At 66.9% G+C, this 23,573-nt stretch carries 18 protein-coding genes and 1 other RNA gene; 12 read left to right on the forward strand and 7 right to left on the reverse strand.

Annotated features, from left to right (window positions below):
- Position 1: 1 nt before the first annotated feature.
- From argJ to KHZ24_07170, 4 genes are all read left to right on the forward strand, one after another.
- Positions 2-1,270 (forward strand): bifunctional glutamate N-acetyltransferase/amino-acid acetyltransferase ArgJ, encoded by a 1,269-nt coding sequence (gene argJ, locus KHZ24_07155; GenBank protein ID MBS5450973.1) that lies wholly within the window; start codon positions 2-4, stop codon positions 1,268-1,270.
- Between the two features lie 14 nt (positions 1,271-1,284).
- A complete protein-coding gene (gene argB / locus KHZ24_07160; GenBank protein ID MBS5450974.1) occupies positions 1,285-2,241 on the forward strand; it encodes an acetylglutamate kinase in 957 nt (318 codons plus the stop codon).
- A 69-nt stretch (positions 2,242-2,310) separates the two neighbouring features.
- A complete protein-coding gene (locus tag KHZ24_07165) occupies positions 2,311-3,522 on the forward strand; it encodes an aminotransferase class III-fold pyridoxal phosphate-dependent enzyme (GenBank protein ID MBS5450975.1) in 1,212 nt (403 codons plus the stop codon).
- Between the two features lie 739 nt (positions 3,523-4,261).
- Positions 4,262-5,059 carry a hypothetical protein gene (locus KHZ24_07170; protein MBS5450976.1) on the forward strand — a complete coding sequence of 266 codons (798 nt, stop codon included), beginning with the start codon at positions 4,262-4,264 and terminating at the stop codon, positions 5,057-5,059.
- 137 nt (positions 5,060-5,196) lie between these two features.
- Here KHZ24_07170 and rnpB read toward each other — a convergent pair.
- The 7 genes from rnpB to rffA all read right to left on the reverse strand — a co-directional run bounded on the left by rnpB (position 5,197) and on the right by rffA (position 11,408).
- Positions 5,197-5,567: RNase P RNA component class A (rnpB, locus tag KHZ24_07175), an RNA gene on the reverse strand.
- Positions 5,568-5,604: 37 nt separating this feature from the next.
- Complete coding sequence (locus KHZ24_07180; protein ID MBS5450977.1) at positions 5,605-5,958, reverse strand: EamA family transporter; 354 nt, start codon at positions 5,956-5,958, stop codon at positions 5,605-5,607.
- Complete coding sequence (locus KHZ24_07185; protein ID MBS5450978.1) at positions 5,955-6,533, reverse strand: EamA family transporter; 579 nt, start codon at positions 6,531-6,533, stop codon at positions 5,955-5,957. Before KHZ24_07185 ends, KHZ24_07180 begins: the two co-directional genes overlap by 4 nt.
- A complete protein-coding gene (locus KHZ24_07190) occupies positions 6,530-7,867 on the reverse strand; it encodes a hypothetical protein (GenBank protein MBS5450979.1) in 1,338 nt (445 codons plus the stop codon). The genes KHZ24_07185 and KHZ24_07190 overlap by 4 nt, the downstream gene beginning before the upstream one ends.
- Positions 7,864-8,925 carry a glycosyltransferase family 2 protein gene (locus KHZ24_07195; GenBank protein ID MBS5450980.1) on the reverse strand — a complete coding sequence of 354 codons (1,062 nt, stop codon included), beginning with the start codon at positions 8,923-8,925 and terminating at the stop codon, positions 7,864-7,866. Before KHZ24_07195 ends, KHZ24_07190 begins: the two co-directional genes overlap by 4 nt.
- Positions 8,922-10,256: an ATP-grasp domain-containing protein gene (locus KHZ24_07200; GenBank protein MBS5450981.1), complete on the reverse strand. Its 1,335-nt coding sequence runs from the start codon at positions 10,254-10,256 to the stop codon at positions 8,922-8,924. Before KHZ24_07200 ends, KHZ24_07195 begins: the two co-directional genes overlap by 4 nt.
- A gap of 3 nt (positions 10,257-10,259) precedes the next feature.
- Entirely contained in the window at positions 10,260-11,408 is a 1,149-nt protein-coding gene (gene rffA, locus KHZ24_07205) for a dTDP-4-amino-4,6-dideoxygalactose transaminase (protein MBS5450982.1), read from the reverse strand.
- 202 nt (positions 11,409-11,610) lie between these two features.
- Between rffA and KHZ24_07210 the strand changes: the two genes are divergently transcribed.
- The 8 genes from KHZ24_07210 (at position 11,611) to murD (ending at position 23,473) form a co-directional block, all read left to right on the forward strand.
- Positions 11,611-14,562 (forward strand): YfhO family protein, encoded by a 2,952-nt coding sequence (locus KHZ24_07210; protein ID MBS5450983.1) that lies wholly within the window; start codon positions 11,611-11,613, stop codon positions 14,560-14,562.
- Positions 14,563-15,269: 707 nt separating this feature from the next.
- Complete coding sequence (locus KHZ24_07215; GenBank protein MBS5450984.1) at positions 15,270-15,710, forward strand: hypothetical protein; 441 nt, start codon at positions 15,270-15,272, stop codon at positions 15,708-15,710.
- 2 nt (positions 15,711-15,712) lie between these two features.
- Positions 15,713-16,705, forward strand: coding sequence for a 16S rRNA (cytosine(1402)-N(4))-methyltransferase RsmH (rsmH, locus tag KHZ24_07220; protein MBS5450985.1), 993 nt, complete (start codon positions 15,713-15,715; stop codon positions 16,703-16,705).
- 62 nt (positions 16,706-16,767) lie between these two features.
- Positions 16,768-17,241 (forward strand): hypothetical protein, encoded by a 474-nt coding sequence (locus tag KHZ24_07225; protein ID MBS5450986.1) that lies wholly within the window; start codon positions 16,768-16,770, stop codon positions 17,239-17,241.
- A gap of 258 nt (positions 17,242-17,499) precedes the next feature.
- Entirely contained in the window at positions 17,500-19,314 is a 1,815-nt protein-coding gene (locus KHZ24_07230; protein MBS5450987.1) for a penicillin-binding protein 2, read from the forward strand.
- Positions 19,315-19,503: 189 nt separating this feature from the next.
- The gene (locus tag KHZ24_07235) at positions 19,504-20,934 is read left to right on the forward strand and encodes a UDP-N-acetylmuramoyl-tripeptide--D-alanyl-D-alanine ligase (protein MBS5450988.1); all 1,431 of its coding nucleotides are present in this window, start codon (positions 19,504-19,506) and stop codon (positions 20,932-20,934) included.
- Positions 20,934-21,965: a phospho-N-acetylmuramoyl-pentapeptide-transferase gene (gene mraY / locus KHZ24_07240; GenBank protein ID MBS5450989.1), complete on the forward strand. Its 1,032-nt coding sequence runs from the start codon at positions 20,934-20,936 to the stop codon at positions 21,963-21,965. Before KHZ24_07235 ends, mraY begins: the two co-directional genes overlap by 1 nt.
- Before the next feature lie 14 nt (positions 21,966-21,979).
- Positions 21,980-23,473, forward strand: coding sequence for a UDP-N-acetylmuramoyl-L-alanine--D-glutamate ligase (gene murD, locus KHZ24_07245; protein ID MBS5450990.1), 1,494 nt, complete (start codon positions 21,980-21,982; stop codon positions 23,471-23,473).
- The last annotated feature ends 100 nt before the right edge of the window (positions 23,474-23,573 follow it).

The raw sequence follows: 23,573 nt of genomic DNA on the forward strand, positions 1-23,573 counted from the left end.
CATGTCATACAATTCGCTCGAAGCGTCTGAGGAGACGTTCTGCCCGGGGCAGCCTGTCGAGGGGGGCGTCTGCGCGGCCGCTGGCTTCAAGGCTGCCGGCATCCACGCGGGGTTCCGTCGCAACCCGGAGCGCGGTGATCTGGCGCTCGTGTGCGCCGAGGCCCCCGTTGCTGCGGCGGGCGTGTTCACGCGCAACCGCTTCTGCGCCGCCCCCGTGCAGGTGGACCGCGCGTTCCTCGAGGCTTCGGGCGGGTCGGCGCGCGCCGTCATCCTGAACTCGGCCGTCGCTAACGCCGCGACGGGCGAGCCGGGTGTCGCCAACGCCCGCGCCACGGCCGAGCAGGTCGCCGCGCTGCTGGGCTGCGAGCCGCAGGAGGTACTCGTCGCCTCGACGGGTGTCATCGGCGTGCAGCTGCCCATGGAGACGATGCAGGCGGGCATCCCGCAGGTCGCCGCCGACCTCGCCTCCGATGAGGCCCACGACCTCGCTGCTGCCAAGGCCATCATGACGACGGACACGAAGCACAAGCGCGCCGCCCTGCGCTACGAGGACGCTTCGGGCGCCACGTACACGGTTGGCGGCATGTGCAAGGGCTCGGGCATGATCTCGCCCAACATGGCCACGATGCTCGCCGTCGTCACGACGGACGCCCCCGTGGCGCCGGCGGCTCTGAACGCCGCCCTGCACGCCGCGGCCGACGCCACGTTCAACCGCGTGACGGTCGACGGCGACACGTCCACGAACGACTCGTGCTTCCTGCTGGCCTCCGGCGCCGCTGGTGGCGACCCCATCGCCGAGCCCTGCGGCGAGCGCTACGAGGCGTTCGCCGCGGCGCTAACGTGGGTGTGCGACAGCCTTGCCCGCCAGATCGCGGCCGACGGCGAGGGCGCCACACGGCTCGTGCGCGTCGTCGTGCGCGGGGCCGCAAGCGACGCTGACGCCGAGCTCGCCGCCCGTACCGTGGCGACGTCGCCGCTCGTCAAGACCGCCATCGCCGGTCATGACGCCAACTGGGGGCGTATCGCCGCTGCCCTGGGCCGAAGCGGGGCGACGTTTGACCAGGAGGGTGTCGACATCGACATCCTCGGCCTGCCGGTGCTGCGCGCGGGCCTACCCGTGCCGTTTGACGAGGACGAGGCCCTGCGACGCTTTGAGGGCGCCCAGGTCGACATCGTCTGCGAGCTGGGCGCCGGCACGGGTGCGGCGGCTCTGTGGACGTGCGACCTCACGCACGGCTACATCTCGATCAACGCGGACTACCGGAGCTAGGGGAGCGGCGCAGCATGGAAGCGGTAACGAGAAGCGAGCTCGCCGGAGAGGGCGAGGCCCAGGAGGCCCTGTTCACGCGAGCCGAGACGCTGACGCAGGCCCTGCCGTGGATCAAGGCCATGGCGGGCACGACGGTCGTCATCAAGTACGGCGGTGCCGCCATGGTCGACCCGACGCTGCGCGCGCAGGTGATGGAGGACATCATGCTGCTGCGCCTCGTCGGCGTGAACCCCATCATCGTGCACGGTGGTGGCAAGGACATCTCGGCGCTCGTGGAGCAGCTCGGCCTGCCCGTGGAGTTCAAAGACGGTGTGCGCGTCACATCGCCCGAGGTCATGCGCATCGTGAGCATGGTGCTCACCGGCAAGGTCAACGAGGAGCTCGTGCTGGCGCTCAACGCGCACGGCCCGCTCGCCGTGGGCTTTGCGGGCGTGGCCGGCTCCATGACGCACTGCGAGCTCGTTGACCCAGCGCTCGGGCGCGTCGGCAACCCCACGATGATCGACACGGACCTCATCAAGACGCTGCAGGACCAGGGCTACATTCCCGTCATCGCCAGTATCGGCGTGGGGCCGGACGGCCAGGCAGTCAACGTCAACGCCGACACGTTCGCCAGCGCCATTGCACAGACGTGCAAGGCGTCCAAGATCATCTTCCTGACGGACGTCGACGGCCTGTACGAGGACTTCTCCGACAAGTCGTCGCTCATCGGGCGCATGACGGCCGACGACGCGCGAGAGCTCATCGCGGGCGGCACGCTGTCGAAGGGCATGATCCCCAAGGTGAAGGCTGCCGTGGACGCGCTGGACAACGGCGTGCAGCGCGCGCACATCCTCAATGGGACGGCCGCACACAGCCTCATCCTCGAGCTGTTCACGAACTCCGGCGTCGGCACGATGATCACGAGCTCGGCCGACGACCTGTTCAAGCACGACGTCGCGACGCGCGTCCGACGCGAGGCCGTGCGCTAGGGGAGCGTTGCGAACCGGCACGCTCGACGTGCCTGGGGACTGCCGACATATCTCGAAAGGAGGCCCGTCATGGGCCAGAAGCTCGATCACGCGCGGGAGCTCGACGCCCGCTATGTCATGCACACGTACGGCGACCGTTCGCCCGCGCTGTTCACGCGCGGCGAGGGCGCCCACCTCTATGACGACGAGGGCGCCGAGTACCTCGACTTTCTCGCGGGCATCGCCGTGTGCCCGCTCGGCCACGCCGACCCTGTGGTGACGAAGGCTGTCCAGGAGCAGGCGGGCAAGGTTCTGCAGCTCTCGAACTACTTCCACGAGGAGCACCGCGGCGAGGTGGCGGCCGAGCTGTCGCGCATCGCGGGTGGCGACGCCTACGGGTGGAAGATGTTCTTCGGCAACTCGGGCGCCGAGGCCAACGAGTGCGCCATGAAGGTCGCGCGCCGCTGGGGCCAGCTGCACAAGGGTCCGGAGTGCCAGACGATCGTGACGCTGCTCGGCAGCTTCCACGGCCGCACGATGGAGACGCTTGCGGCGACGGCCCAGGGCTGGCTGCAGGACCCGTTTGCCCCGCTGCCCGGCGGCTTCAAGGCCGTGTCGCGCGGGGACATCGCAGCGCTCGAGGCAGCGGTGACGCCCGACGTGTGCGCCATCATGATGGAGCCCATCCAGGGCGAGAGCGGCGTGTGGGTGCTGTCCGACGAGTACCTGATGGCCGTGCGCCGCATCGCCGACGAGTGTGGCTGCCTTGTCATCTTCGACGAGGTACAGACGGGCCTGTACCGCACGGGCAAGCCGTTCTGCTTCCAGACCGTCACGGCCGCGGGCGACAACGGCGTCGTGCCCGACATCGTGACGGTGGCCAAGGGCATCGCAAGCGGCATTCCTTGCGGCGCCTGCCTGGCGCGCGGCGAGGTGGCCGACACGCTGAAGCCGGGCCAGCAGGGCTCGACGTTCGGCGGCGGCCCCGTCGCGATGGCGGCGGCGGAGGCGACGCTGGGCGAGCTGACGCGTCGCGGGCTCGACGCGAAGGCCGCCGAGCTGGGCGCCTACTTGATGGAGCGCCTGGCGGAGGTGCCCTACGTCACGGAGGTGCGCGGCAAGGGCCTCATGGTGGGCGCGACCATCGAGGGGCACGACGCGCACGACATCGTGAACGAGATGCTGGCGAAGCACATTGTCATCAACGCCTGCAACGACACCGTGCTGCGTTTCCTGCCGCCGCTCGTCATCGAGAAGAGTGACATCGACACGCTGATCGACGCGCTCAAGTCGCTGGCATAACTATCGCGAGCTTGAGGGGCGCCAGGCGTGACGCGCGGTGATGCTGCGTCGCGCCGAGCGCCCCTTTTTTGTTCGCTTGCGACCCTTCGTAGCCCGTCTTCCGCATGGTCCGCCCCCACGTGATCGGCCTTGCTCGCGATCGGCTGTCTGGCGGCCAGAAGTCTCGGTCGTGTATGCCGCATCTGGCGGGCGGCCGCGCATTTCGGGCGCTCATCTGCAGTTTTCTGTGCGGATCCACGCTCGCGTCGATGATGGTCCATACACGAGCGGCGTTCCTGTCCACGGAAAGATCTCCCGCGTACAAGTGGCACGCTCTCCCGGGCCTCTCGGTCGTTTCTGGGCGGGATCTGGCGCTAGGCTTCTCGTCGTCGATTGGCTCTGGTCGGCGGATGCCCTCTCACCTGCCTCGTCAGATGCGCGTCACTTTCCTGTCAGGTCATCCGAAGATGGCTGTCAGTTTTCCGTATTGAGAGCCGCGCTACGCTCCACCTATCCATCTAGGAGGGGAGCTGCCGTGACCCTGTTTCTCACCGGCACATCCGCTGTCGAATACCTCGCGCTACATCCCGTCTCGTCCTGCAGGCCGCGGGCTTTTGCCCAAGCATTTAAGTCGTCCGTGCCATCGCGAGCTGGCGTTGACGCGGCAACTCACGGCGAGCTCGACGGCCTCAGCCAGCCGCTCCACCTACTTGTGCCATGTCCCTCGTCGAGACGCATTCTTGCGGGAGCGCAGTGCCACGTGTGGGGAGCGCCGTTGCCACGCCGGGCGTTTTACCAGCTCGGTACCGGCAGTGACATCTACGTGGGGACAGCGGAGTTCAGCTTTGTGCAAGCAGCCGGCTCGCTCGATCTCGTTTCTCTGATACGCCTAGGCTGTGAGCTGTGCGGCTCATATGGCCTGAGCCCTCGCGACCCGCGGGGCTTTGTCGACCGGGAGCCGCTGTGCGACGCCGCTCGACTGCGCCGGATGGCGGCGGGCATCTCCGGATATTGCGGGCGGACCCGGGCCATGCGCGCTGCGCGTTACGTGATCGATGGCTCCGCGTCGCCCATGGAGACGGTGCTTGTTCTGCTGCTCTGCTTGCCGCTCCGGCTGGGAGGCTACGGACTGCCCCGGCCGGCGATGAACCGACGCGTCGACGTCCCAGGCCACCTTGCCTGGCAAGTGAGCTCGTCCTACTTCTGTTGCGATCTGTACTGGGAGAGCGCCCGCCTCGCTGTGGAGTACGACAGCGATAGCTATCACACAGGTCCGGAGCGCATCTTTCGCGATGCTCGGCGGAGGGGAGAGCTGTCGCTTCTGGGCGTGGACGTCATGACGGTGACGCGAGCACAAGTGCGAAACGCTATCGAGTTCGACAAGGTTGCGCATGCAATTGCGGCGCGGTTGAGGCATCGCCTTCGGCTCGATCGCATGGTGGACTGGCACGCACGCAACCGAGACCTACGCGCGCGCCTCCTTCTGTCGAGCCGCGAGGAATTCGCGGCCAGAAATGCCGATCGTGAATATGCTGTCGGGGAGAGCTGGCGAGGTTAAGCTGCCTCAACGAACAAAATCGCAGGTGCACGTCGAGGTGATGAACCTGCTGAGAGAAGGGCCCTATACACGAGCCAGGTTCCTGGCCAAAAAGAGACGCGGGCGCAGCAGGGGAGTGGGGCGCGCAAAAAAGAGAGTGCGGAAGTGGGCCGATAAGCCGGGTTCTGTCGTGGAACGGCCATTTATCTTGTACCTGCGTTGCCACAGGCCTCTTCTCGGGCAACCCGAGCGCGGGCCGGGCCGACCCATCGCGCTCCTATTTGCCCTTTCTCCAGATGGGGCTTGCCAAGCCGCGCCGTTGCCGACGCGCTGGTGCGCTCTTACCGCACCGTTTCAGCTTTTCTCGCCTGGGCCCGAAGGCCGTAGGCGGGAGTCTTCTTTTCTGTGGCGCTATCCGTCGGGTCGCCCCGCCCGGCCGTTAGCCGGCATCTTGCCCTGTGGAGCCCGGACTTTCCTCACCGGCAGGTTGCACAAGGCCCCTGCCCAGCGCGGCCGTCTGGCCCACTTCCGCAAGGAAGCATCCTAGCATGCGTTGCGTCTGACGCCTACAATCCGAACGAATACACCACGATGCCAGCAATGATAAGCACGAGCGCGCCCACCTTGCCACGTGTCATGCGCTCCTTGAAGATGAGGACGCCGAACAGCGTGACATAGATGTACGCCGTCGACTCGAGCACCGGTCCGAGCGACAGCGGAATGCCCTTATAGGCGATGACGGACAGCAGCGTCGTCCCCACGAACAGCACGTAGGCAAAGATCACGAGCGGGTTGAGGTACTCCTGAACAGGTGTGTCGTACGTCTTGAGCGCGCTCTTCTTGAGCATGACCTGCGAGATGGCGCTGATGAGCACCGACAGCAGCAAGATACCCGCATACACCAACATCGTCGGCGTCATTGCACGTCACCTCGCTTTCCCCCCTCAAGCGTGAGGTCACGAGGCCGGTCCGCCCCGTCGACCTCGAGCCCAGCTGCGGAAGGATGCGCACAGGAGGGGAAGGCACTGTCCCCAGGCGCAGTTCTGCAGGCGCCACTTTGTGGCGCCGAAGCTGTTTGAGCACTGGGGACAGTGCCTTCCCCGACTCGGGAGAGATCCGCCCGCATCTGGGCCTCGAGCTCGGCCTGGCAGCGGCCGTCCTCGATGCCGAACCATACTACGCCTGCGATGATGAGCGCCGCCCCGATGACCTTCGGCACCGTGATGCCCTCGCCGAACAGCACGGCGCCGAACACGATGCCCCACACGACGGTGACGGCCTTGTTGGCGTAGGCTGTCGTGAGCGGCATGCGCTTGATGGCCTGCTGCCAGCCGATGGCGTACACGCCCAGGATGAGCAGCACCATGCCGTAGTACACGACGAATTGCCAGCTCAGAAAGCTCTGCTCGCTGGCGAGCTTCGAGAAGATGTTCGTGACGGAATACAGCGCCAGCAGCAGGTGCAGCCCCAGCAGTGAGCGCGCGTGCGTCCTCATCGCGCGGCCTCGGCGCTACCCGAGGGTACCTGCCCCGAGGCGAGCGGGCGGATGAGCGTGCAGGTGCCCTGCTCGTCGCGCGCGTAGACGGCGGGCGCGTGCTCGATGAAGAAGCCGGGCGTGAAGCTCATGGAGTACGCACCGGCAAAGTCGATGAGCAGCACGTCGCCCACGGCGAGCTCGGGCTTGTCCTCAAGCACGCAGAGGCGGTCGCTCTCCATGCATGTGAAGCCACACAGCACCTGGCGTGCCAGCACGCGGCGCTCGGCTGTGCCGGGATTGACGGCGCCGGGCCTCTCAGCGGAGACCGTCTCGCGCGCGGACGAGCCCGCGCCCTCCGCAGAAGCGTCCACGCCCACGAGCTCGCATTCTCCGTGCTCGTCGAGCAAGTGGATCGGGTGCTTCGTCTTCTTCATCTCGTGGTCGATGTTGAGCCGCGACAGCTCGCACGTCACGAAGCGGTCGTGCGACGTGTCCTTGGCGTCGATGACGCGACCGACGTAGCGTCCCGGCGTGCACACGACGGCACCGCCCGGCTCGACGTAGAGCGCACAGCTCGTGGGATCAGCCACGTCGCGCAGCACGTTGGCCATCGTGACAGCGTAGGCGTCATACGCGCCGGCGTTGCGCTTGCCGCCGCCGTAGTAGCCGCCGCCCATGTCGATGAAGCGCGGCGTCAGACCACATTCCCGCACAACGGCAGCCGCGTGCTGGGCCAGCACCTCGTAGACGCGCTGGCTGCGGCTGAGCGTCGTCACGTGCATGTGCAGGCCACACACGTCGACGCCGGCCTCCTGCAGCTCGCGGATGACGCGCACCGCCTCGCCGTTCTCGTAGCAGAAGCCGAAGCGCCCGCCGTTGTCGCCCGTGATCGTCTCGCCGGGGCAGAACTTCTCGACGTCGACGCCAACGCGCGCGCCTACGTGGGCTTGGCCGGGGTGCTTGGCTGCCCAGTCCTTCGTCCACGCGACGTCGCGCACGCTGTCGAGGTTGACGACCGTGCCGTGCGCCAGCGCGTACTCGAGCCAGGCGCGCGGCTTGACAGGCCCGTTGAATATGACGTCCTGCGGGTCGAAGCCGCACTCGAGTGCCAGCGCGAACTCGTCGCCCGACACGACCTCGGCCATGCAGCCCTGCTCGCGGGCCACGCTCAGGATCCACGGCAGCGGATTCGTCTTGACGGAGTAGGCGACGCGCCCCAGGGGCGACCAGGCCGCGTGCAGCGCCGCCGTGAAGTCGTCGAAGTTCGCGCGCAGCTCAGGCTCATCGAGCACGAAGCACGGCGTCTCAAGCTCGCCCCAGGCGGTCGCCGACTGTGGGATGGGGTCGATCATCGCTGCTCCTCTCGGGAGTTCGCCTTGGCTTCATGTCCCGCACCTGCCGTGGGCGTGGGCCTCACGAAGCGCGCGTCCTGGTCGACGCCATCGGGGCAGTTGAGCGCCGAGCGCACCTCGTACTGGGGTGCTCGCCCCACGGTGAGCGACAGACGGCCCAGGTACTCACCGAGCAGGCCGAGGAACACGAGCACGGCGCCGAAGCAGATGAGCTGCGAGGCCATGAGCGAGCTCCAGCCGTCCTGCGTCACGACGCCGCGTAGCCGCTCAATGACGATGACGAGCGCCCAGATGACGCCGACGACTGCGAGCACGCCGCCGGCGGCAAGCGCGATGCGCAGCGGCACGATGGACAGACCCAGGATGGACGACCACAGCCGCACGAGCGCCTTGAGCGTGTAGCCAGACGTGCCGACCTCGCGCTCGAAGTGCTGCACGGGCGTCGACGTCACGCGCTTCGTCGCGCGAAACACGAGCCCCTCGATGTAAGGGTAGGGCCCGGTGTACTCGATCATGTGGTCGCGCACATAGTCGCGCATGACGAAGAAGCTCGACGCGTAGACGTCCTTGGGCTGGCCTGTGAGCACGCGCGACGTCCACTCGGCGAAGCGCGAGCCCAGGCGGCGGAACCAGCTCTCCCGCAGCCCAGCGTCGCCGTAGTCGGCGAACACGACGTCCCAGCCCTCATATATCTTGTCGAGCAGGCGCAGCACCTGTGAGGGGTGCGTCTGCATGTCGTCGTCCATGAGCAGGATGAGCTGCCCCGTCGTCTCGTGCAAGCCGGCCATGATGGCACCGTGCTGGCCGAAGTTGCGGATGAGGTCAATGCCCTTGACGCAGGGATCCCCCTCGCACAGGGAGCGGATCTGCGCGAACGTGCCGTCGGGCGAGCAGTCGTTCACGAGCACGAACTCGTAGGCGTAGCCCGCGCGCACGAGCTCGTCGCGCGTCAGGCGCACGACTTTGGCGATCGTCTGCTCGCTGCGATAGCACGGGATGACGACGGACACCGTGAGCGGGGCCCCCGGCGTTGCGGACACTGGTCGGACGTCGCTCATGCGCCCCACTCCTCCATGAACGGCAAGCTCTCGCGGCAGGTGAGCTCCTCGCCGGACGCACCGCGCACGGAGAAGCCCCGGAACAGGCGGGCCGTCAGCTCGTCGGCCTCCTCGCGCGTCTGCGTGTGGCAGAACACGCGGGCGACGTAGGGCTTGGCGCCCTTGCCGTGACCGACGGTCTCTCCCACGCGATAGTGCAGCATGGAGGGAGCGAGTGCCTCGGGCCAGCCCAGCATGTCCCGGGCGGTCGATACGTCCGTGACGACGCCGCTGCAGCCCGGGCGCGCGTGGAAGTTCACGACGAAGCTGACGCCCGAGAAGTCCCCGAGGCGGTGGGCCTGCACGGCCGCGCGCATGGCGGGCCGGTCGTAGGTGAGGTCGAGCAGCAGCTGCTCGATGGACAGGCCGCTGCCGATCTCGACGTTTTCGTGCTCGTAGCCCAGGACGCGCCCGGCGACCTCGCACACGGCAAGCGAGCCGTCCTCAGGGTGCCAGAAGAACTGCATGGACAGCGGGCCATCCTGCATGCCGACGTAGTCGGCCACGCGCTGCAGGATGTCGACGGCGGCAGGCGCGGCGTCGAGGGCGTAGCGGCTCGGGTAGACGATGCGCACAACGTCGGGCACGCCGCCCTCGACGAGCGGACACTTCTCGCGGTCTGCCAGCGAGATGGCGTGCACGCGACCGGCGGCCACCCAGGCGATCATGTTGATCTCAGCGCCCTCGTCGTACTCCTCGACAAGCACGCTGTCGGGGTCCTTGCCGACGGAGGCCGTCTCGTCGAAGTGCGCCGCGACCTCTGCCGCTGAGCGCACGACGAAGATGCCGTAGCTGCCGTAGCCGTTGACGGGCTTCATGACGCAGGGGAAGCGCAGGTCAGAGCAGTCGGCCTCCACCGAGCCGCGGTGCACGGTACGGCCCTGCGGCCGGGGGATGCCCAGCTCGTCGAACATCGCGAACATGAGGCGCTTGTCGCGCAGCTTTGCCATGCCGTCGAGTGGGCAGTACGAGTAGAGCCCCGCCTCGTGCGTCAGGCGGCACAGGCTCTCGAACAGCACGTCGGAGAAGGACGCGATGGCTCCGTCGGCCCGCACGTCGCGTGCCAGCCGCACCAGGGCGTCCACGTCGCGCACGTCCACGTTATAGGCGGCGTCAGCGTGGGGCTTGGCCGGGCCGTCGGGGTAGCCGTCGGCCACGATCGTCTCGTAGCCGCGGGAGCGCGCCATGTCCACGAGACCGACGAACTCGTCCATGGAGCCGAGCACGAGCAGGCGATGCTGCTCGGAGCTCGGCTCGCTCGCGGTGGCCTGTGCCTGCGTGTCGTTGCTCATCGGCTATCGGCCCTCGAAGTAAGACCGCACCGTCTCGATGACGTGGGCACGGTCCTCGGCGCTCAGGCCGTAGTACATCGGCAGGCGCACGAGGCGCTCGCTCTCGCGCGTCGTGTAGACGTCGTCGCCGTCAAAGCGCCCGAAGCGCAGACCGGCCGGGGCCGAGTGCAGCGGCACGTAGTGGAACACCGACCACACGCCGTGCTCCTTGAGGTAGGAGATGAACTCCGTGCGCTGCTCGATGTCGGCGAGCTTCAGCCAGTACATGTGCGCGTTGTGCACGCAGCCCTCTGGCACGTGCGGCAGCTCGCACAGGCCGCGCTCGGCCAGCGGGCGGAAGGCCTCGTCGTAGGCGTACCATGTGGCGCGGCGGTCGTCGTTGATGTCGTCGGCGCGCTCGAGCTGGGCCCACAGGTGGGCGGCGAGCAGGTCGCTCGGTAGGTAGCTCGAGCCGTAGTCGACCCACGTGTACTTGTCGACCTGGCCTCGCATGAACTTGGAGCGGTCCGTGCCCTTCTCGCGCATGATCTCGGCCTTCTCTACGGCCGCGATGCCCTCGTCGCCCGTTTCGTTAATGAGCAGCGCGCCGCCCTCGCCCATGGAGTAGTTCTTCGTCTCGTGAAACGACAGGCAGCCAAAGTCGCCGATAGAGCCAAGCGGGCGGCCCTTGTATGTGGCGAGCGGGGCGTGGGCGGCGTCCTCGACGACCTTGAGGCCGTGGGCGCGCGCGATTGCCATGATGGTGTCCAGCTCGCAGGAGATGCCCGCGTTGTGCATGACGACGATGGCGCGCGTCTTGTCGGTGATGGCGTGCTCGATCTTTGTCTCGTCGATGTTCATCGTGTCGGGGCGGATGTCCACAAACACGAGGCGGGCGCCGACCTGTACGAAGGCCGTCGCCGTTGAGGAGAACGTGTACGAGGGCATGATGACCTCGTCGCCAGGCTCGATGCCGCACAGCCGGGCGGCCATCTCCAGAGCCGTCGTGCCGCTCGTCGTGAGCAGACAGCGAGGTGTTCCGAAACGCTGCTCGATCCAGGCGGAGCACTTCTTCGTGAACGGCCCGTCACCGCAGATCTTGCGGTTGTCGAGGGCCTGCTGGATATAGGAGAGCTCGGTCCCCACGTGCGGCGGGACGTTGAAGTCAACCATCACGCGACCTTCCTGTCGGTCGAATCTGTAGAGGCGCCCTCGTGCCATTGGCGCTCGTATGGCAAACCATCATACTGGGTTTGAGTGCCCTATAGGATAGTTTTCACTGTATTGGCACGCCTGGCTTGTGCCTTGCGAAGGCGAGGGAGCCGCTCAAAAAACGAGTGCACTGCCGGGCCGACGAAGGCGGGTCGTACGTCCTATGCGCAGCGTACCCACAGAGCACGACGCGGTTGCAAACGATCTCACAGACTCCCAGGGGGTGCGTGCGGGTCGGCTTGAGCGCGCGCTCGACGCCGTTCTCGCGTGGGCGCGCCGCTGCCTGCAGACGCGGCGCGGCTACGCCCTGCTGTTCCTCCTGCTGTTCGCGCTCGCGTGGCTTCCGGTGCTGTTCACGGTGCTTGCGTCGGGCAAGTCGCTCATCTGGCAGGTCGACGGCCTCTCGCAGCAGTACGTCTGGTTCGTCTACACGGGCCAGTGGGTGCGCGAACTGCTCTCGAACATCTTTATCACCCACACGTTTGCCCTGCCGATGTGGACGATGGACGCCGGCTATGGCACGGACATCATCCAGGCATACTCAGGCACATTCGTCAACCCGTTCTACTTGGTGTCGGCCCTCGTTCCCGAGCGCTTCGCCGAGTTCGCGTTCGAGGCTGTCATGCTGCTCATGCTGTACTGCGCCGGCCTGGCGTTCTCGCTGTGGGCGCGCGGCCGGGGCGCCTCCCCTGCGGGCACGCTGCTCGGTGCTGTCGCCTACGTGTTCGCCGGCAACGCTGTCGTCGTGTTCTCCCAGCCGAGTTTCATCGTCTCGATGGTGACGTTCCCGCTCGTCCTGCGCGGCGCGGATCTCGTGTTCGAGCGCCGCAGCCCCGCACTATTCCTCGCGGTGCTTGCCTGGGAGTTCGCTGCCTCGTTCTACGACGCCTACATGATCTGCATCCTGCTTGTGTTGTACTGCCTCGTGCGCTTCTTCTTCGGCGTCGAGCGGGGCGTGCCGCGCCATGGGCGCGCCCTGCGGCTGCTGAAGTGGGTTGGCATATTCGTGGGGTATGTCATGCTGGCGCTGCTCGCCGGCTGCGTGCTGCTGCTCCCGCAGGTCATGTCGCTCATGGGGGCCGATCGCCTCGGCGTGACCCGCTCGGATGACCTGCTGTATGCACTGTCGGTCTACGAACGGTTCTTCGTGCGCTTCATCGGCGCCGCCGACCTGGGCAGCGACGCCTACAGCGGCTTCAACGCCTTGAGCGCGCTCGCGTTTGTGCTGCTGCTCGCGCGTTGGCGCAAGCACAAGGGTCTCGCGCTGTCGTTCGTCGTGCTGACGATCATGATGCTCGTACCGGCGTTCGGCCGCCTTATGAACGGCCTCGAGTACGCGACGGACCGTTGGTCGTGGGCGTATGGGCTTCTGGGCGCCTACGCCATCGCGAAGCTGCTGCCCGAGCTGCTTTCCACGTCGCGTCACGAGCGTCGCGTGCTCGCTCTCGTTGTCGCCCTGTATGGCGTCGCATGCTTTGCCCTGCCACTACCCAGCGCCGACCTGTCGTTTGCCGCGACGTTCGTCGTGCTCGTCTGCTCCGTTGCCGTCGTGCTCTCTGCCAGCTCCTGGCCGCGACCGCGCGCTCTTGCGGCGCTGACGTGCTGCGTTGTGCTCTCGGGCGTCGTCACGTTTGTCACGCTTCTGTCGCCGTACTACGGAGGGCGCGCCTGGACGCTCATGGGTTTCAACCGCCTGTGGGAGTTCCACTCAACGAACGCGGTGGCGCGCTTTGTCGGCGACGCGCAGGCTGCGGGCGCGACGTACGACGAGACGTATCGCTACGACCGCACGACGCCCGTTGCCTCGGGCGTGCACAACTCGGGGCTCATCACGGGCCTCATGACGCCCGACTACTACAACAGCATATATAGCCAGGGGATCGACGACCTCAACACGAGCCTCGGCCTCGTGGACACGGAGGGTACGAACTTCCGCTATGGCGGGCTCAACAGCCGCGCCATGCTCGAGGGCCTGCTTGGCGTGCGCTACTACTACGTGGACGACGAGCACGCCGCTATGGTACCCGAGACGTTTGCCGATGCCACGACTATCGCTGAGGGTCCCGGGCGAGAGGACCACTACCGGTTGCTCGAGGCAGACGTTGTGGCGCCGCTGGCGTTCGTTGCCGACAGCTACCTGACGCGTGCGCAGTACGAGGCGCTGCCGATGGCCGATCGCCAGCGCGCCCTGCTGGCGGGCGTTGTGCTTGAGGGCGACGACGAGGCCACGGGCCTGGAGAACGTTGGTGACGAGGTCGCGTCCGGGCGGGATGGCATCGGCGCTGCGCAGGAGATCCCGTACGAGATCGCGAGCGCGTCGGGCTGCGACGTCGACGAGGCGGGCACATCCGTCACCGTGCGCAGGGCCGGCGCTTGCCTGACGCTGACGTTTAATGCGCCGGGCGACGCCGAGACGTATCTCTACACCAGCGGTCTCACGTACGAGGACATCTCGTATCGCGAGCGAGCCACCGACGCCGAGTGGGCGGCCAAGGGCTTTATCGGTCGCCTCAAGACGCTGCTGGCGGAGCCGTTCAGGGCTGAGGTGACCAACGGCACCATTGTCGCGAGCGCTCCGGGGGCGGCCAGCACGATCTATCAGATGAACGCAAACGACCACATGTATGGCGGCAAACACGAGTGGCTGGCCAACGTCGGCTACGACGACGAGGGCCGCGCGCAGCTCACGCTCACGTTCACGCAGCCTGGCATCTACTCGTTTGACGAGATGTCTGTCGTGTCACAGCCCATGGCGGGTGTGGACGAGCGCATCGGCGAGCTCGCGGCCGCCGGCGCCAGGGACATCACCCTGGGGACGAACGAGATCAGCTGCACGGCGAGCTCCGACACCGACGCCCAGCTCTTCTTGAGCGTGGCGTACTCCGACGGTTGGAGCGCCACGGTCGATGGGCAGCCGGCGGCGATCCACAAGGCGGACCTTGGTTTCATGAGCGTGGAGCTTCCGGCCGGCACGCATGAGGTACGTCTGACGTACGTGACGCCGTATCTGCGCGAGGGGGCTGTGCTGAGCGCGCTGGGCATCGTCGGCTGCGTCGTGACGTGCGTGCTCGTGGGCCGCCACCATCGCCGGACGGCAGGGGAGCGGGCCGCATAGCTCACGCCCCTGCGCTGGGGCGCATCCCACGCCATGGATCGTTGATCCCACATGGGATGCGCGGCGGGCATCACTGCGGGGCTGTGAGGGGCTCGCCATCCCCACCTGCATGCCACCCCATCCCACTATGGGCTTGCACGCTCGATTTTTGGTGTACCGACAGGCGCGTGTGGCCCATGCCACCCCATCCCACTGCGTTCTCCAGGGCTATCGCCCCACTCCGTCCCACCCAGACACCCCTGGGGTGCCCGTGGGCCCACAGTGCCACCCCATCCCACTGCGATGGCAGATTCCTGCCATCCCACCTCATCCCCCACGTCATCCCACCGTGGCGGTGCCTCTGTGGTCCGAGTGGCCTCAACTCTGGATTGATAAACAGCATATGTGCAGGTAAATGGCCATTTTGCACCTGTGGTACCACAGGGATGTCCCAGGCGTCACCACCTCGGGGCACACATTCTTCACTGCCATGACACGCCGTCCCCCGCACAGCCGAGGCCCCGTGCTAGGGGTCGGGACATCGTAGACCCCCATATTTTGTGGTCGGAGGCGTGGCGGCTGGGCTGCAAAAGGCCATGCGTGCCCATGCTGGGGGATGAATTGCCCATCAAGTGGGATATCTCGGCATGAAGTGGGATGGGATGCGGTAGTATATGAGCACGCTCTGATGGAGTCGGATTCGGTCTCACGCTCGAGGGGAGGAGGAGATGGAGCAGGACGGCACGCGCGACGCGTTCTTCACGGGCAATTACGATCATACGCTCGATGTGAAGGGCCGCGTTTCCCTGCCTGCCAAGTTCCGTCGAAATCTTCCCGTTGAGCTCAAGATCGTTCCGAAGGGCAACACGGTCATGATCTTCACCACGGAGGGCTTTCGCGCCTACGTCGATGACGTGCGCACGAAGCTCGCCGATCTGGCGGAGGGGCGCGAGGCGGCCATCGCTGCCGCGCGCTTTGCGCTCACCTCGAGTGCTGAGGACACCGAGATCGACTCGGCCGGTCGAATCAGCATCAGCTCGAAGGTGCGCCAGAACGTGGGCCTGGAGAAGGACGTCTCCATCGTCGGCGCGGTTGACCACATCGAGCTCATGAACCGCGATGTGTACGCCGCACGCCTGGCCGCCGCCCAGCAGTTCCTTACGTTCTAGCCATGGCGGACCAGGAGGGCGCCTTGACACTCGAATACCGGCACATCCCTGTGATGCTCGGGGAGGTTCTGGAGACGTTGTCTCCAAGTGATGGCGACGTGGTGTGCGACTGCACGCTCGGCGGCGCCGGTCACTCCCTTGAGCTGGGCAGACGCTGCAGCCCGTCCGGACTGCTCATCGGCATCGACCAGGACGACCTCGCCCTGGCAACGGCGTCGGAGCGCATCCGGGCAACCATACCCGAAGTCGCGTCTCTCCAGCTCAAGGGGAACTTCTCACAGCTCGACTCCCTGCTCCAGCAGGCCGAGGTGCCCGGCGTCGACTGCTTCCTGTTCGACCTGGGCGTGAGCTCCCCGCAGCTTGACATCCCATCCAGGGGGTTCTCGTACCATGAGGACTCCGCACTCGACATGCGCATGGACCCGGGGACACAAACCCTAACCGCAGCTGAGGTCATCAACACCTACAACGAAGCCGACCTCACCCGGATCTTACGCACCTACGGGGAAGAGAAGTGGGCCGCTCGCATCGCCAAGTTCGTGGTCGAGCGGCGCCGTCGCGCCCCCATCGAGACGACGCTGGAGCTCGTGGACGTCATCAAGGCGGCAATCCCCGCGTCCCAGCGGCGCACGGGAGGCCATCACCCGGCTCGCAAGACGTTTCAGGCCTTGCGCATTGAGGTGAACCACGAGATGGATGTGCTGAGGGAGGGGTTGGACGCTGCGGTTCGCTGGCTGAATCCTGGCGGGCGCATCTGCGTCATCAGCTACCACTCCCTTGAAGACCGCATCGTCAAGACGCTGTTCAGGCAGCGCTCTCAGACGTGCACGTGCCCGCCGGACATCCCGGTATGCACGTGCGGGTGTGTGCCGGTACTGGAACTCGACGAGCGCAAGCCGCGCGTCCCGAGTGCCGAGGAGCTTGAGACAAATCCACGCTCGCGCAGCGCAAAGCTGCGATGGGCGCGCAAATGCGCCGGTGATTCGCTCGCCTGATGCCCATGGGGCGTCGGGTGGCGAAACACGGCGCTCTCTATCGGGAAGGGGAGGTGAGCGATATGGCGTATGTGCACGGAAACCTTGCTGAGAAGCAGCTTGAGCACGCCGAGGTTGAGCAGAGCTCGCGGCGAGAGTCCAACGTGCGCCCTCGTCTGCGCGTCGTTGAGGGCTCGCGCCAGGCTACGCGCTCTCAGGCTGAGCCGAGCCTGTCACCGCTTGCCGCCCATGCCCTCAAGGCTGCCGTTGTTGTTGCGGTGTGCTTCGTTGCCATCTGCGTCGCACGCGTTGCCATCATTTCTAACACGTACACCGTGCTCGTGCAGAACCGCGACCTCACGTCTCAGCTCGAGGAGGCACGCGCCCTGGGTAGCGAGCTTGAGGTCCAGCAGTCCGTGTACGGCAACGCCGCGCGCGTGAAGTCTATCGCTACGAACGTCTACGGCATGGTCCCGGCGGGCCAGGTTGCCTCCATGGACGTTCAGGCCGCGCAGGCGGATAACTCCGGCACCGTGTCCCAGGACGCAACGGAGTAGCTCATGTCCGAGCGGAGGGGCTCGACGCGCTCGGGCGAAGAGGGAAAGCGCTCTGACAGCGCGCGATCGGGCGCGCAGGGCTCTCGACCGCGGCGCTCCCGTTCGGGCGGTTCTGCCCCTGTTGACATGCCGAGGGCATCCCAGAGGGGCTCCAATGCAAAACGGAGCCCCTCATCTGCGGAAACAGCTAAAAAAACCTCTAAAGACTCACCATCAAGCTTACGCTCAACAAAAGGGCAAGATTCACCGTTAGACTTTGTGAAGAAACGCCAGGAAAAAGCCGATAAAGAGCAATCTTCGGCAAAAGCGGCATCTGCGGAGAGCAGCAAGAGCGGTGCGCGGGTTTCCACGCGTCCTGAGATCCCCGACAACGTCAAATCATCTCTGGCGAAGGCGAAAGAGTTCACCCGGCGCCACCTTCTCGAGCTCGGCCTAGGAGGTGCGTTTGCTGTCGTCGCCATACGACTGGGGTGGCTGCAGACCGTCAAGACGGGCGCGTACGCCTCGGCCGCCAAGACGGAGCGCACGGCGAACATTACGCTGCCCTACCGGCGCGGCGCCATCTATGACCGCAACGGCATCCTGCTTGCGCAGAGCGTGGACGCTACGACGGTCTACGCGAATCCCAAGCAGATAAAGACGGCCGACATCAACGCGACGGCCAACACACTCTCTGAGATACTCGGTGGCTCGGCCACGGCATACGCGGCTCTGATCAGCGATAACACGCTGTCGTTCGTCTACGTCGAGAAGCGCGTCGACCCCGCCGTCGCCGAGAAGCTGAAGACCCGCCTCTCGGAGCTCAAGCTCGGCGGCATCTCCTATCTGGAAGACTCTCGCCGCGTCTACCCGCTCGGAGAGGTGGCAGGCAACCTCATTGGCTGCGTTGGCGAGGAGGGCAAGGGGCTCACGGGCCTCGAGCTCTACTACGACGATCTCCTCACGGGTACGGACGGCTCGCTCATCGAGGAGCGCAGTCGCGACGGCGCGCCCGTCGTCGGCGGTCAAAGCGAGCGCGTCGACCCGATCGACGGCACGAACATCGTCATCTCCATCGACGTCGACATTCAGCGCACGGCGCAGGAGACGCTGGCGAGCACCATCGACGAGTGGAACTGCGGCGACGGCGTGGCCATCGTCATGCACCCCGAGACGGGCGAGATCCTGGCGTGCGCTTCGACGCCCTTCCTCGACCCATCGCGGCTTGACCTTGCCACGTCAGACGCGCTCAAGCTGCGCGGCATCACGGACTCGTACGAGCCGGGATCAACGACGAAGCCGTTGACGGCGTCCATGGCCATCGACCTGGGCATCGCGACGCCCGACACCGTCTACCCGGCGCCGGCCAAGATCCAGGTCGGCGACAGCTGGGTCGGTGACGCGGACGCGCGCGCCGACTTCATCGAGATGACGCTCACGCAGGTGCTCGAGCGCTCCTCCAACGTCGGCGCCGTGCTGTGCGCGGAGAGTGTCGGGGCAGAGCACTTCTCGCAGTACCTGGCCAAGTACGGCGTGGGCACCGCGACGGGCATCGACTACCCCGGAGAGGCGACGGGCATCGTCCCGGAGCTGAAGGATTACAGCGGGGCGTGGCAGTTCATGGCGTTCGGCCAGAGCTTTGCCGTGCCGCCCATCCAGATGGCTCGCGCTGTCGGCGCCATCGCCAACGAGGGTGTGCCGGTGCAGCCCCACTTCCTCATCTCGAAGGGCGGCGAGGAGGTCACGTACGAGCGCGGCGAGCGCGTCATCGCCACGGCGACGGCCGAGCAGGTCGGCTGGATGATGAACAGCGTCGTCGTCAACGGCTACGGCAGGACGGGCGCCATCGACGGGTATAACCTGTCGGCAAAAACGGGTACGTCCGAGCGCCTCGACCCGAACACGGGCGCCTACGCCAAGGACTCGTTCACGGTGTCGTTCATGGGCTTCGGCCCGACGGAGGATCCAAAAGCCCTGGTCTATATTCTCTTTGACGAGGTGGATATGGCCCATCAGGGCACCAGCGCCGGCGCTCCATGGGCTGCTATCATGCAGGAGACGCTGACGAAGCTCGACATAGCGCCCTCCTGGTAAACGCCAGGTTGACGCTGTTTTGCACGCTGTGCGGGGCGCTTGCGTCCCGAGAACTGCGGGTCCCGGAGGTTGAATGGGCGAACGGTCGCCCGCAACGCCCCCGGCAGGCCTGGGACTATCGGAGCATCGCCCGCCCTTCCGGTCGCCTCGTCGCGTCGGAGGGTGGCGATCGGGAGGATGGACGTCGCCATGGTTCGAGTCACGGTCCGTCAGATCGTCGAGGCAACGGAGGCTCGCCTTGTGTGCGGCCCCGAGACGCGCGAGGTGCTCGGCGTCGCCATCGACTCGCGCGAGGTAGGGGAGGGCGGCCTGTTCGTCGCGCTGCCCGGCGAGCGCGTCGACGGCAACGACTACGTGTGCGCGGCTATTGAGGCGGGCGTCGGCGCCGTTGCCATGACGCGCGACCCCGACACGGCAATGGTCGCGCAGGCGAGCGGGGCGGGCGTCGCCCTGCTGCGCATCGAGGACGGCGAGCGCTTCCTGCAGGACCTCGCTGCCTGGTGGCGCGATCAGCTCGACGCCCTTGTCGTGGGCGTCACGGGCAGCAGCGGCAAGACGACGACGCGCACGATGGTCGCGGCCGTGCTCGCCACACGCTACAAGACGCACCAGAACGAGGCGAACTACAACAACCTCATCGGCGTCCCGCTGACGATCCTGTCGTGCCCGGCCGACGCCGAGGCGCTCGTCGTCGAGATGGGCATGGACCATCCCGGGGAGATTGCGACGCTGGCTGCTGTGGCACGCCCGCGCATCGGCCTCATCACGAACGTCGGCGTCGCCCACATCGGCATTCTCGGAAGCCGCCAGGCCATCGCCGCCGCGAAGGCTGAGCTTGTCGAGGCACTGCCGCCCACCGACCGTGAAGCCGCCGTGCCCTCCCGCGTGTTGCTGTGGGGCGAGGATGACTTCACGGGCTGGATCGCCGACGAGGTAGCTGGCCCGCGCGGTGTCGACGTCGTTCGCTACGGAACGTCTCAGGGCGACGATGCGCGCGCGACAAACATCTCCATGGACGAGGCCGGCTGTGCCTCCGCCGATTTCGCGCTGCCGTCGGGCGCCACGTGCCACGTGCACCTGGCGATTCCCGGCTCGCACAACGTGCGCAACGCGCTCGTGGCGGCGGCGCTGGGCGACGGCCTGGGCATCCCGGCCGACGCCATCGCCGCGGCGCTTGAGGGCGTGGCCCCGCTCAAGATGCACCAGCAGGTGCTACAGGCCCCGGCGGGCTATACCGTCATTGACGACTCGTACAACGCGAACCCCGACTCCATGCGCCTCGCGCTCGACGTGCTGTGCACGCTGCCGGGCAATCGCCGCGTTGCCTGCGTCGGTGACATGGGCGAGCTCGGGGAGCGCGAGGGGCTGCTGCACGCTGTCATCGGCGCCTATGCGGCGGCCAAGCCCATCGACGACCTCGTGTGCGTCGGTGCTCTCTCGCACGAGACGGCCGAGGCCGCGCGACTTATGGGCATGGACCCAGCGCACGTGTTCGAGGTCGCCGACGCCGCGGCTGCCGTCCCCGTGCTGGCCGGTCTGCTTGCGCCCGGCGACGTCGCGCTCGTCAAGGCGTCGCGCTCCACGGGCCTTGACGCCGTTGTCGCAGGGGTGATGCGGTAATGCTCGCTGGCATCACCAAATACCCCACGTTCGTCGTCTTCATCGCCATATTCGTGGCGGCGGCGATCACGCTCATCTTGATGCCGTGGTGGATCAAGCTGCTCAGGTACCGCAAGATCGGCCAGCAGATCCGCGCCGACGGTCCGCAGCGCCACCTCAAGAAGCAGGGCACGCCTACGATGGGCGGCGTCATCATGCTCATCGCCATCCTGCTGACGTGCCTTCTGTGGGCGCCGTGGGGCGTCTCGCTCGCGCTCGTGCTGTTCGCGACCGTCGCCACGGCGGCCCTGGGCTTTCTCGACGACTTCGAGTCGGTGGCGCACAAGCGCTCGCTCGGCCTGACGCCGCGTGCCAAGCTCATAGGCCAGGGCATCATCAGCGTGGCGTTCTGCCTGCTCGCGGTCAACATGCTCGACATCTCGCCCGTCGTGACGCTGCCGGGCGGCTTCGGCATCGACCTGGGCGTGCTTGCGTTCACGATCCCCGTGGCCGGCGGCATCTATGTGCCGTGGCTCTACGTCATCTTCGTTTTCCTGCTCATGGCGGGCATGTCTAACGCCGTGAACCTCAACGACGGCCTTGACGGGCTGTGCGGCGGCTGCTCTGCCGTCACGCTGGGCGTCATGGGCATGGTGGCCTTCAGCTCCGACGACCTTGCGCTGTCCGTGTTCGCGTTCGCTTGCGTGGGCGCGTGCATCGGCTTTCTGTGGTTCAACTGCTACCCGGCTAAGATCTTCATGGGCGACACGGGTTCGCTGGCGCTGGGCACGGGCTTCGCGGCCCTTGCTGTGCTGACGAAGACCGAGGTGTACTCGCTCATCATCGGCGGCATCTTCCTCATGGAGGTGCTGTCCGTCATGATCCAGGTCATCAGCTTCCACTTCTTTGGGCGCCGCGTGTTTCTCATGGCGCCGCTGCACCACCACTTCGAGAAGAAGGGGTGGGCGGAGACGACGGTCGTCACGCGCTTCTGGATCATCGCGGCGGCGTTTGCGGCCATCGGCTTCGGCCTGTACTTCCAGCTGCTTTAGGGGGCACCTTTCGCATGACGTGCACGACGCATGACGAGGACGACGCGACGACACCGACCGGCCGACCTGAGCTGGGAGACGTTGCACTCATAGGCCTGGGCGTCTCGACGCGCGCCGCCGCCGACTACCTGATGGGACCGGCGGCTTCTCGCGTCTCGTCGCTGACGGTGTACGTGGGCGACAACCCCACGCGCCACACGCTCGATCAGGCGGCCAAGCTCGCGGCGCGCGGCGTTAACGTCGTGCGCGGCTCCGAGCTCGAGCGCGGCTTTGACCTGGGCGTCGTGAGCCCGGGCGTCCCGCAGACGGGTGCGTTCTATGCGAGCGCCCGCGCCGCGTGTCGCGAGCTCGTGAGCGAGCCCGAGCTCGCCTGGCGAGAGAGCCCGGCAAACTGGGTGGGCATCACGGGCACGAACGGCAAGACAACGACGACGTCGCTGGCCTGCGCCTTGCTGGAGGGCTGCGGCATCGCGTCCCAGGCCGTGGGCAACATCGGCCTGCCGCCCATCGCCTGCGTCGCGCAGCGCCTCGCAGACGAGGTATTCGTCGCCGAACTGTCGAGCTTCCAGCTCGAGACGACGTCGCGCCTGCACCCGCGTGTGGGCGTGCTGCTCAACGTGACGCCCGACCACGTGGAGTGGCACGGCACACTCGAGGCATATGCCACCGCCAAGGAAAAGCTGTTCGCGAACATGGGTGCCGACGACCTGGCCGTGCTCGGCCCCGACGAGACGTGCGCCGGGGTGGGGGAGCGTTTGCACGCACGCGGGGTGCGCACGCTTGTGCTGGGGCGCGCTCCGCAGGCCGACGATCTCGACGCGGCGTGGGTGCGCGACGGGCGCCTCGTCGTTCGCCTGCGCGGCGCCGAGCACGAGCTTGCCCGCGTGGACGAGCTTCAGATCCCTGGCGCGCATAACGTGTTGAACGCGCTTGCCGCCTGCGCCTGTGCCCTCGAGTTGGGCGCCGCCGACGAGCCGCTTGTCGACGCTCTGCGCGCCTTCGCGCCGCTGGCGCACCGCATCGAGCCGTGCGGCGAGGTTGACGGCGTGCGCTACTTCGATGACTCCAAGGGCACGAACGTCGACGCGACGGAGAAGGCTGTCGGCTCGTTCGAGCCCGGCTCGCTCGTGCTGCTGCTCGGCGGTCATGACAAGGGGACGGAGCTCACGGCCTTCGCCGACATGTGCGTGCGCTCTGCGCGCGTCGTCGTCACGTACGGCGAGGCGGGCGAGCGCTTCCGCGACGCCCTCGAGGCGGCGCGCGCCCGCATGCGCGCGACGGGGGAGGCGGGTACGTGCGCCATTGCGTGCGTACCCAAGATGTGCGACGCGTTTGGCGAGGCCGTGCGCGCGGCGCGCCCGGGCGACGTCGTGCTGCTCTCACCGGCCTGCTCGTCGTTTGACGAGTTCAGCGGCTATGTCGAGCGTGGCGCCACGTTCCAGGCGTGGGTCGCCGAGCTCGCGGCGACCCACTCATCCGACGCCGCGGTACCGGGGTCTGCGTCATGACGCTGCGCGGCGCGGGGCGAGACGACGCTCGCGAGGGCGCGTCGGAGGCCGTCCGTACAGCGGAGTCCCAGCCGCGTGACAAACGAATCCTGCTTTCTGA

The sequence above is a fragment of the Coriobacteriia bacterium genome (assembly GCA_018368455.1).
Classification (GTDB): Bacteria; Actinomycetota; Coriobacteriia; order Coriobacteriales; family UMGS124; genus JAGZEG01.

What these genes read in the sequence shown, in the direction of transcription:
- argJ (MBS5450973.1), top strand. Translation starts at nt 2, where the DNA reads ATGTCATACAATTCGCTCGAAGCGTCTGAGGAGACGTTCTGCCCGGGG.
- argB (MBS5450974.1), top strand. Translation starts at nt 1,285, where the DNA reads ATGGAAGCGGTAACGAGAAGCGAGCTCGCCGGAGAGGGCGAGGCCCAG.
- KHZ24_07165 (MBS5450975.1), top strand. Translation starts at nt 2,311, where the DNA reads ATGGGCCAGAAGCTCGATCACGCGCGGGAGCTCGACGCCCGCTATGTC.
- KHZ24_07180 (MBS5450977.1), bottom strand. Translation starts at nt 5,958, where the DNA reads ATGACGCCGACGATGTTGGTGTATGCGGGTATCTTGCTGCTGTCGGTG.
- KHZ24_07185 (MBS5450978.1), bottom strand. Translation starts at nt 6,533, where the DNA reads ATGAGGACGCACGCGCGCTCACTGCTGGGGCTGCACCTGCTGCTGGCG.
- KHZ24_07190 (MBS5450979.1), bottom strand. Translation starts at nt 7,867, where the DNA reads ATGATCGACCCCATCCCACAGTCGGCGACCGCCTGGGGCGAGCTTGAG.
- KHZ24_07195 (MBS5450980.1), bottom strand. Translation starts at nt 8,925, where the DNA reads ATGAGCGACGTCCGACCAGTGTCCGCAACGCCGGGGGCCCCGCTCACG.
- KHZ24_07200 (MBS5450981.1), bottom strand. Translation starts at nt 10,256, where the DNA reads ATGAGCAACGACACGCAGGCACAGGCCACCGCGAGCGAGCCGAGCTCC.
- rffA (MBS5450982.1), bottom strand. Translation starts at nt 11,408, where the DNA reads ATGGTTGACTTCAACGTCCCGCCGCACGTGGGGACCGAGCTCTCCTAT.
- KHZ24_07210 (MBS5450983.1), top strand. Translation starts at nt 11,611, where the DNA reads ATGCGCAGCGTACCCACAGAGCACGACGCGGTTGCAAACGATCTCACA.
- KHZ24_07215 (MBS5450984.1), top strand. Translation starts at nt 15,270, where the DNA reads ATGGAGCAGGACGGCACGCGCGACGCGTTCTTCACGGGCAATTACGAT.
- rsmH (MBS5450985.1), top strand. Translation starts at nt 15,713, where the DNA reads ATGGCGGACCAGGAGGGCGCCTTGACACTCGAATACCGGCACATCCCT.
- KHZ24_07225 (MBS5450986.1), top strand. Translation starts at nt 16,768, where the DNA reads ATGGCGTATGTGCACGGAAACCTTGCTGAGAAGCAGCTTGAGCACGCC.
- KHZ24_07235 (MBS5450988.1), top strand. Translation starts at nt 19,504, where the DNA reads ATGGTTCGAGTCACGGTCCGTCAGATCGTCGAGGCAACGGAGGCTCGC.
- mraY (MBS5450989.1), top strand. Translation starts at nt 20,934, where the DNA reads ATGCTCGCTGGCATCACCAAATACCCCACGTTCGTCGTCTTCATCGCC.
- murD (MBS5450990.1), top strand. Translation starts at nt 21,980, where the DNA reads ATGACGTGCACGACGCATGACGAGGACGACGCGACGACACCGACCGGC.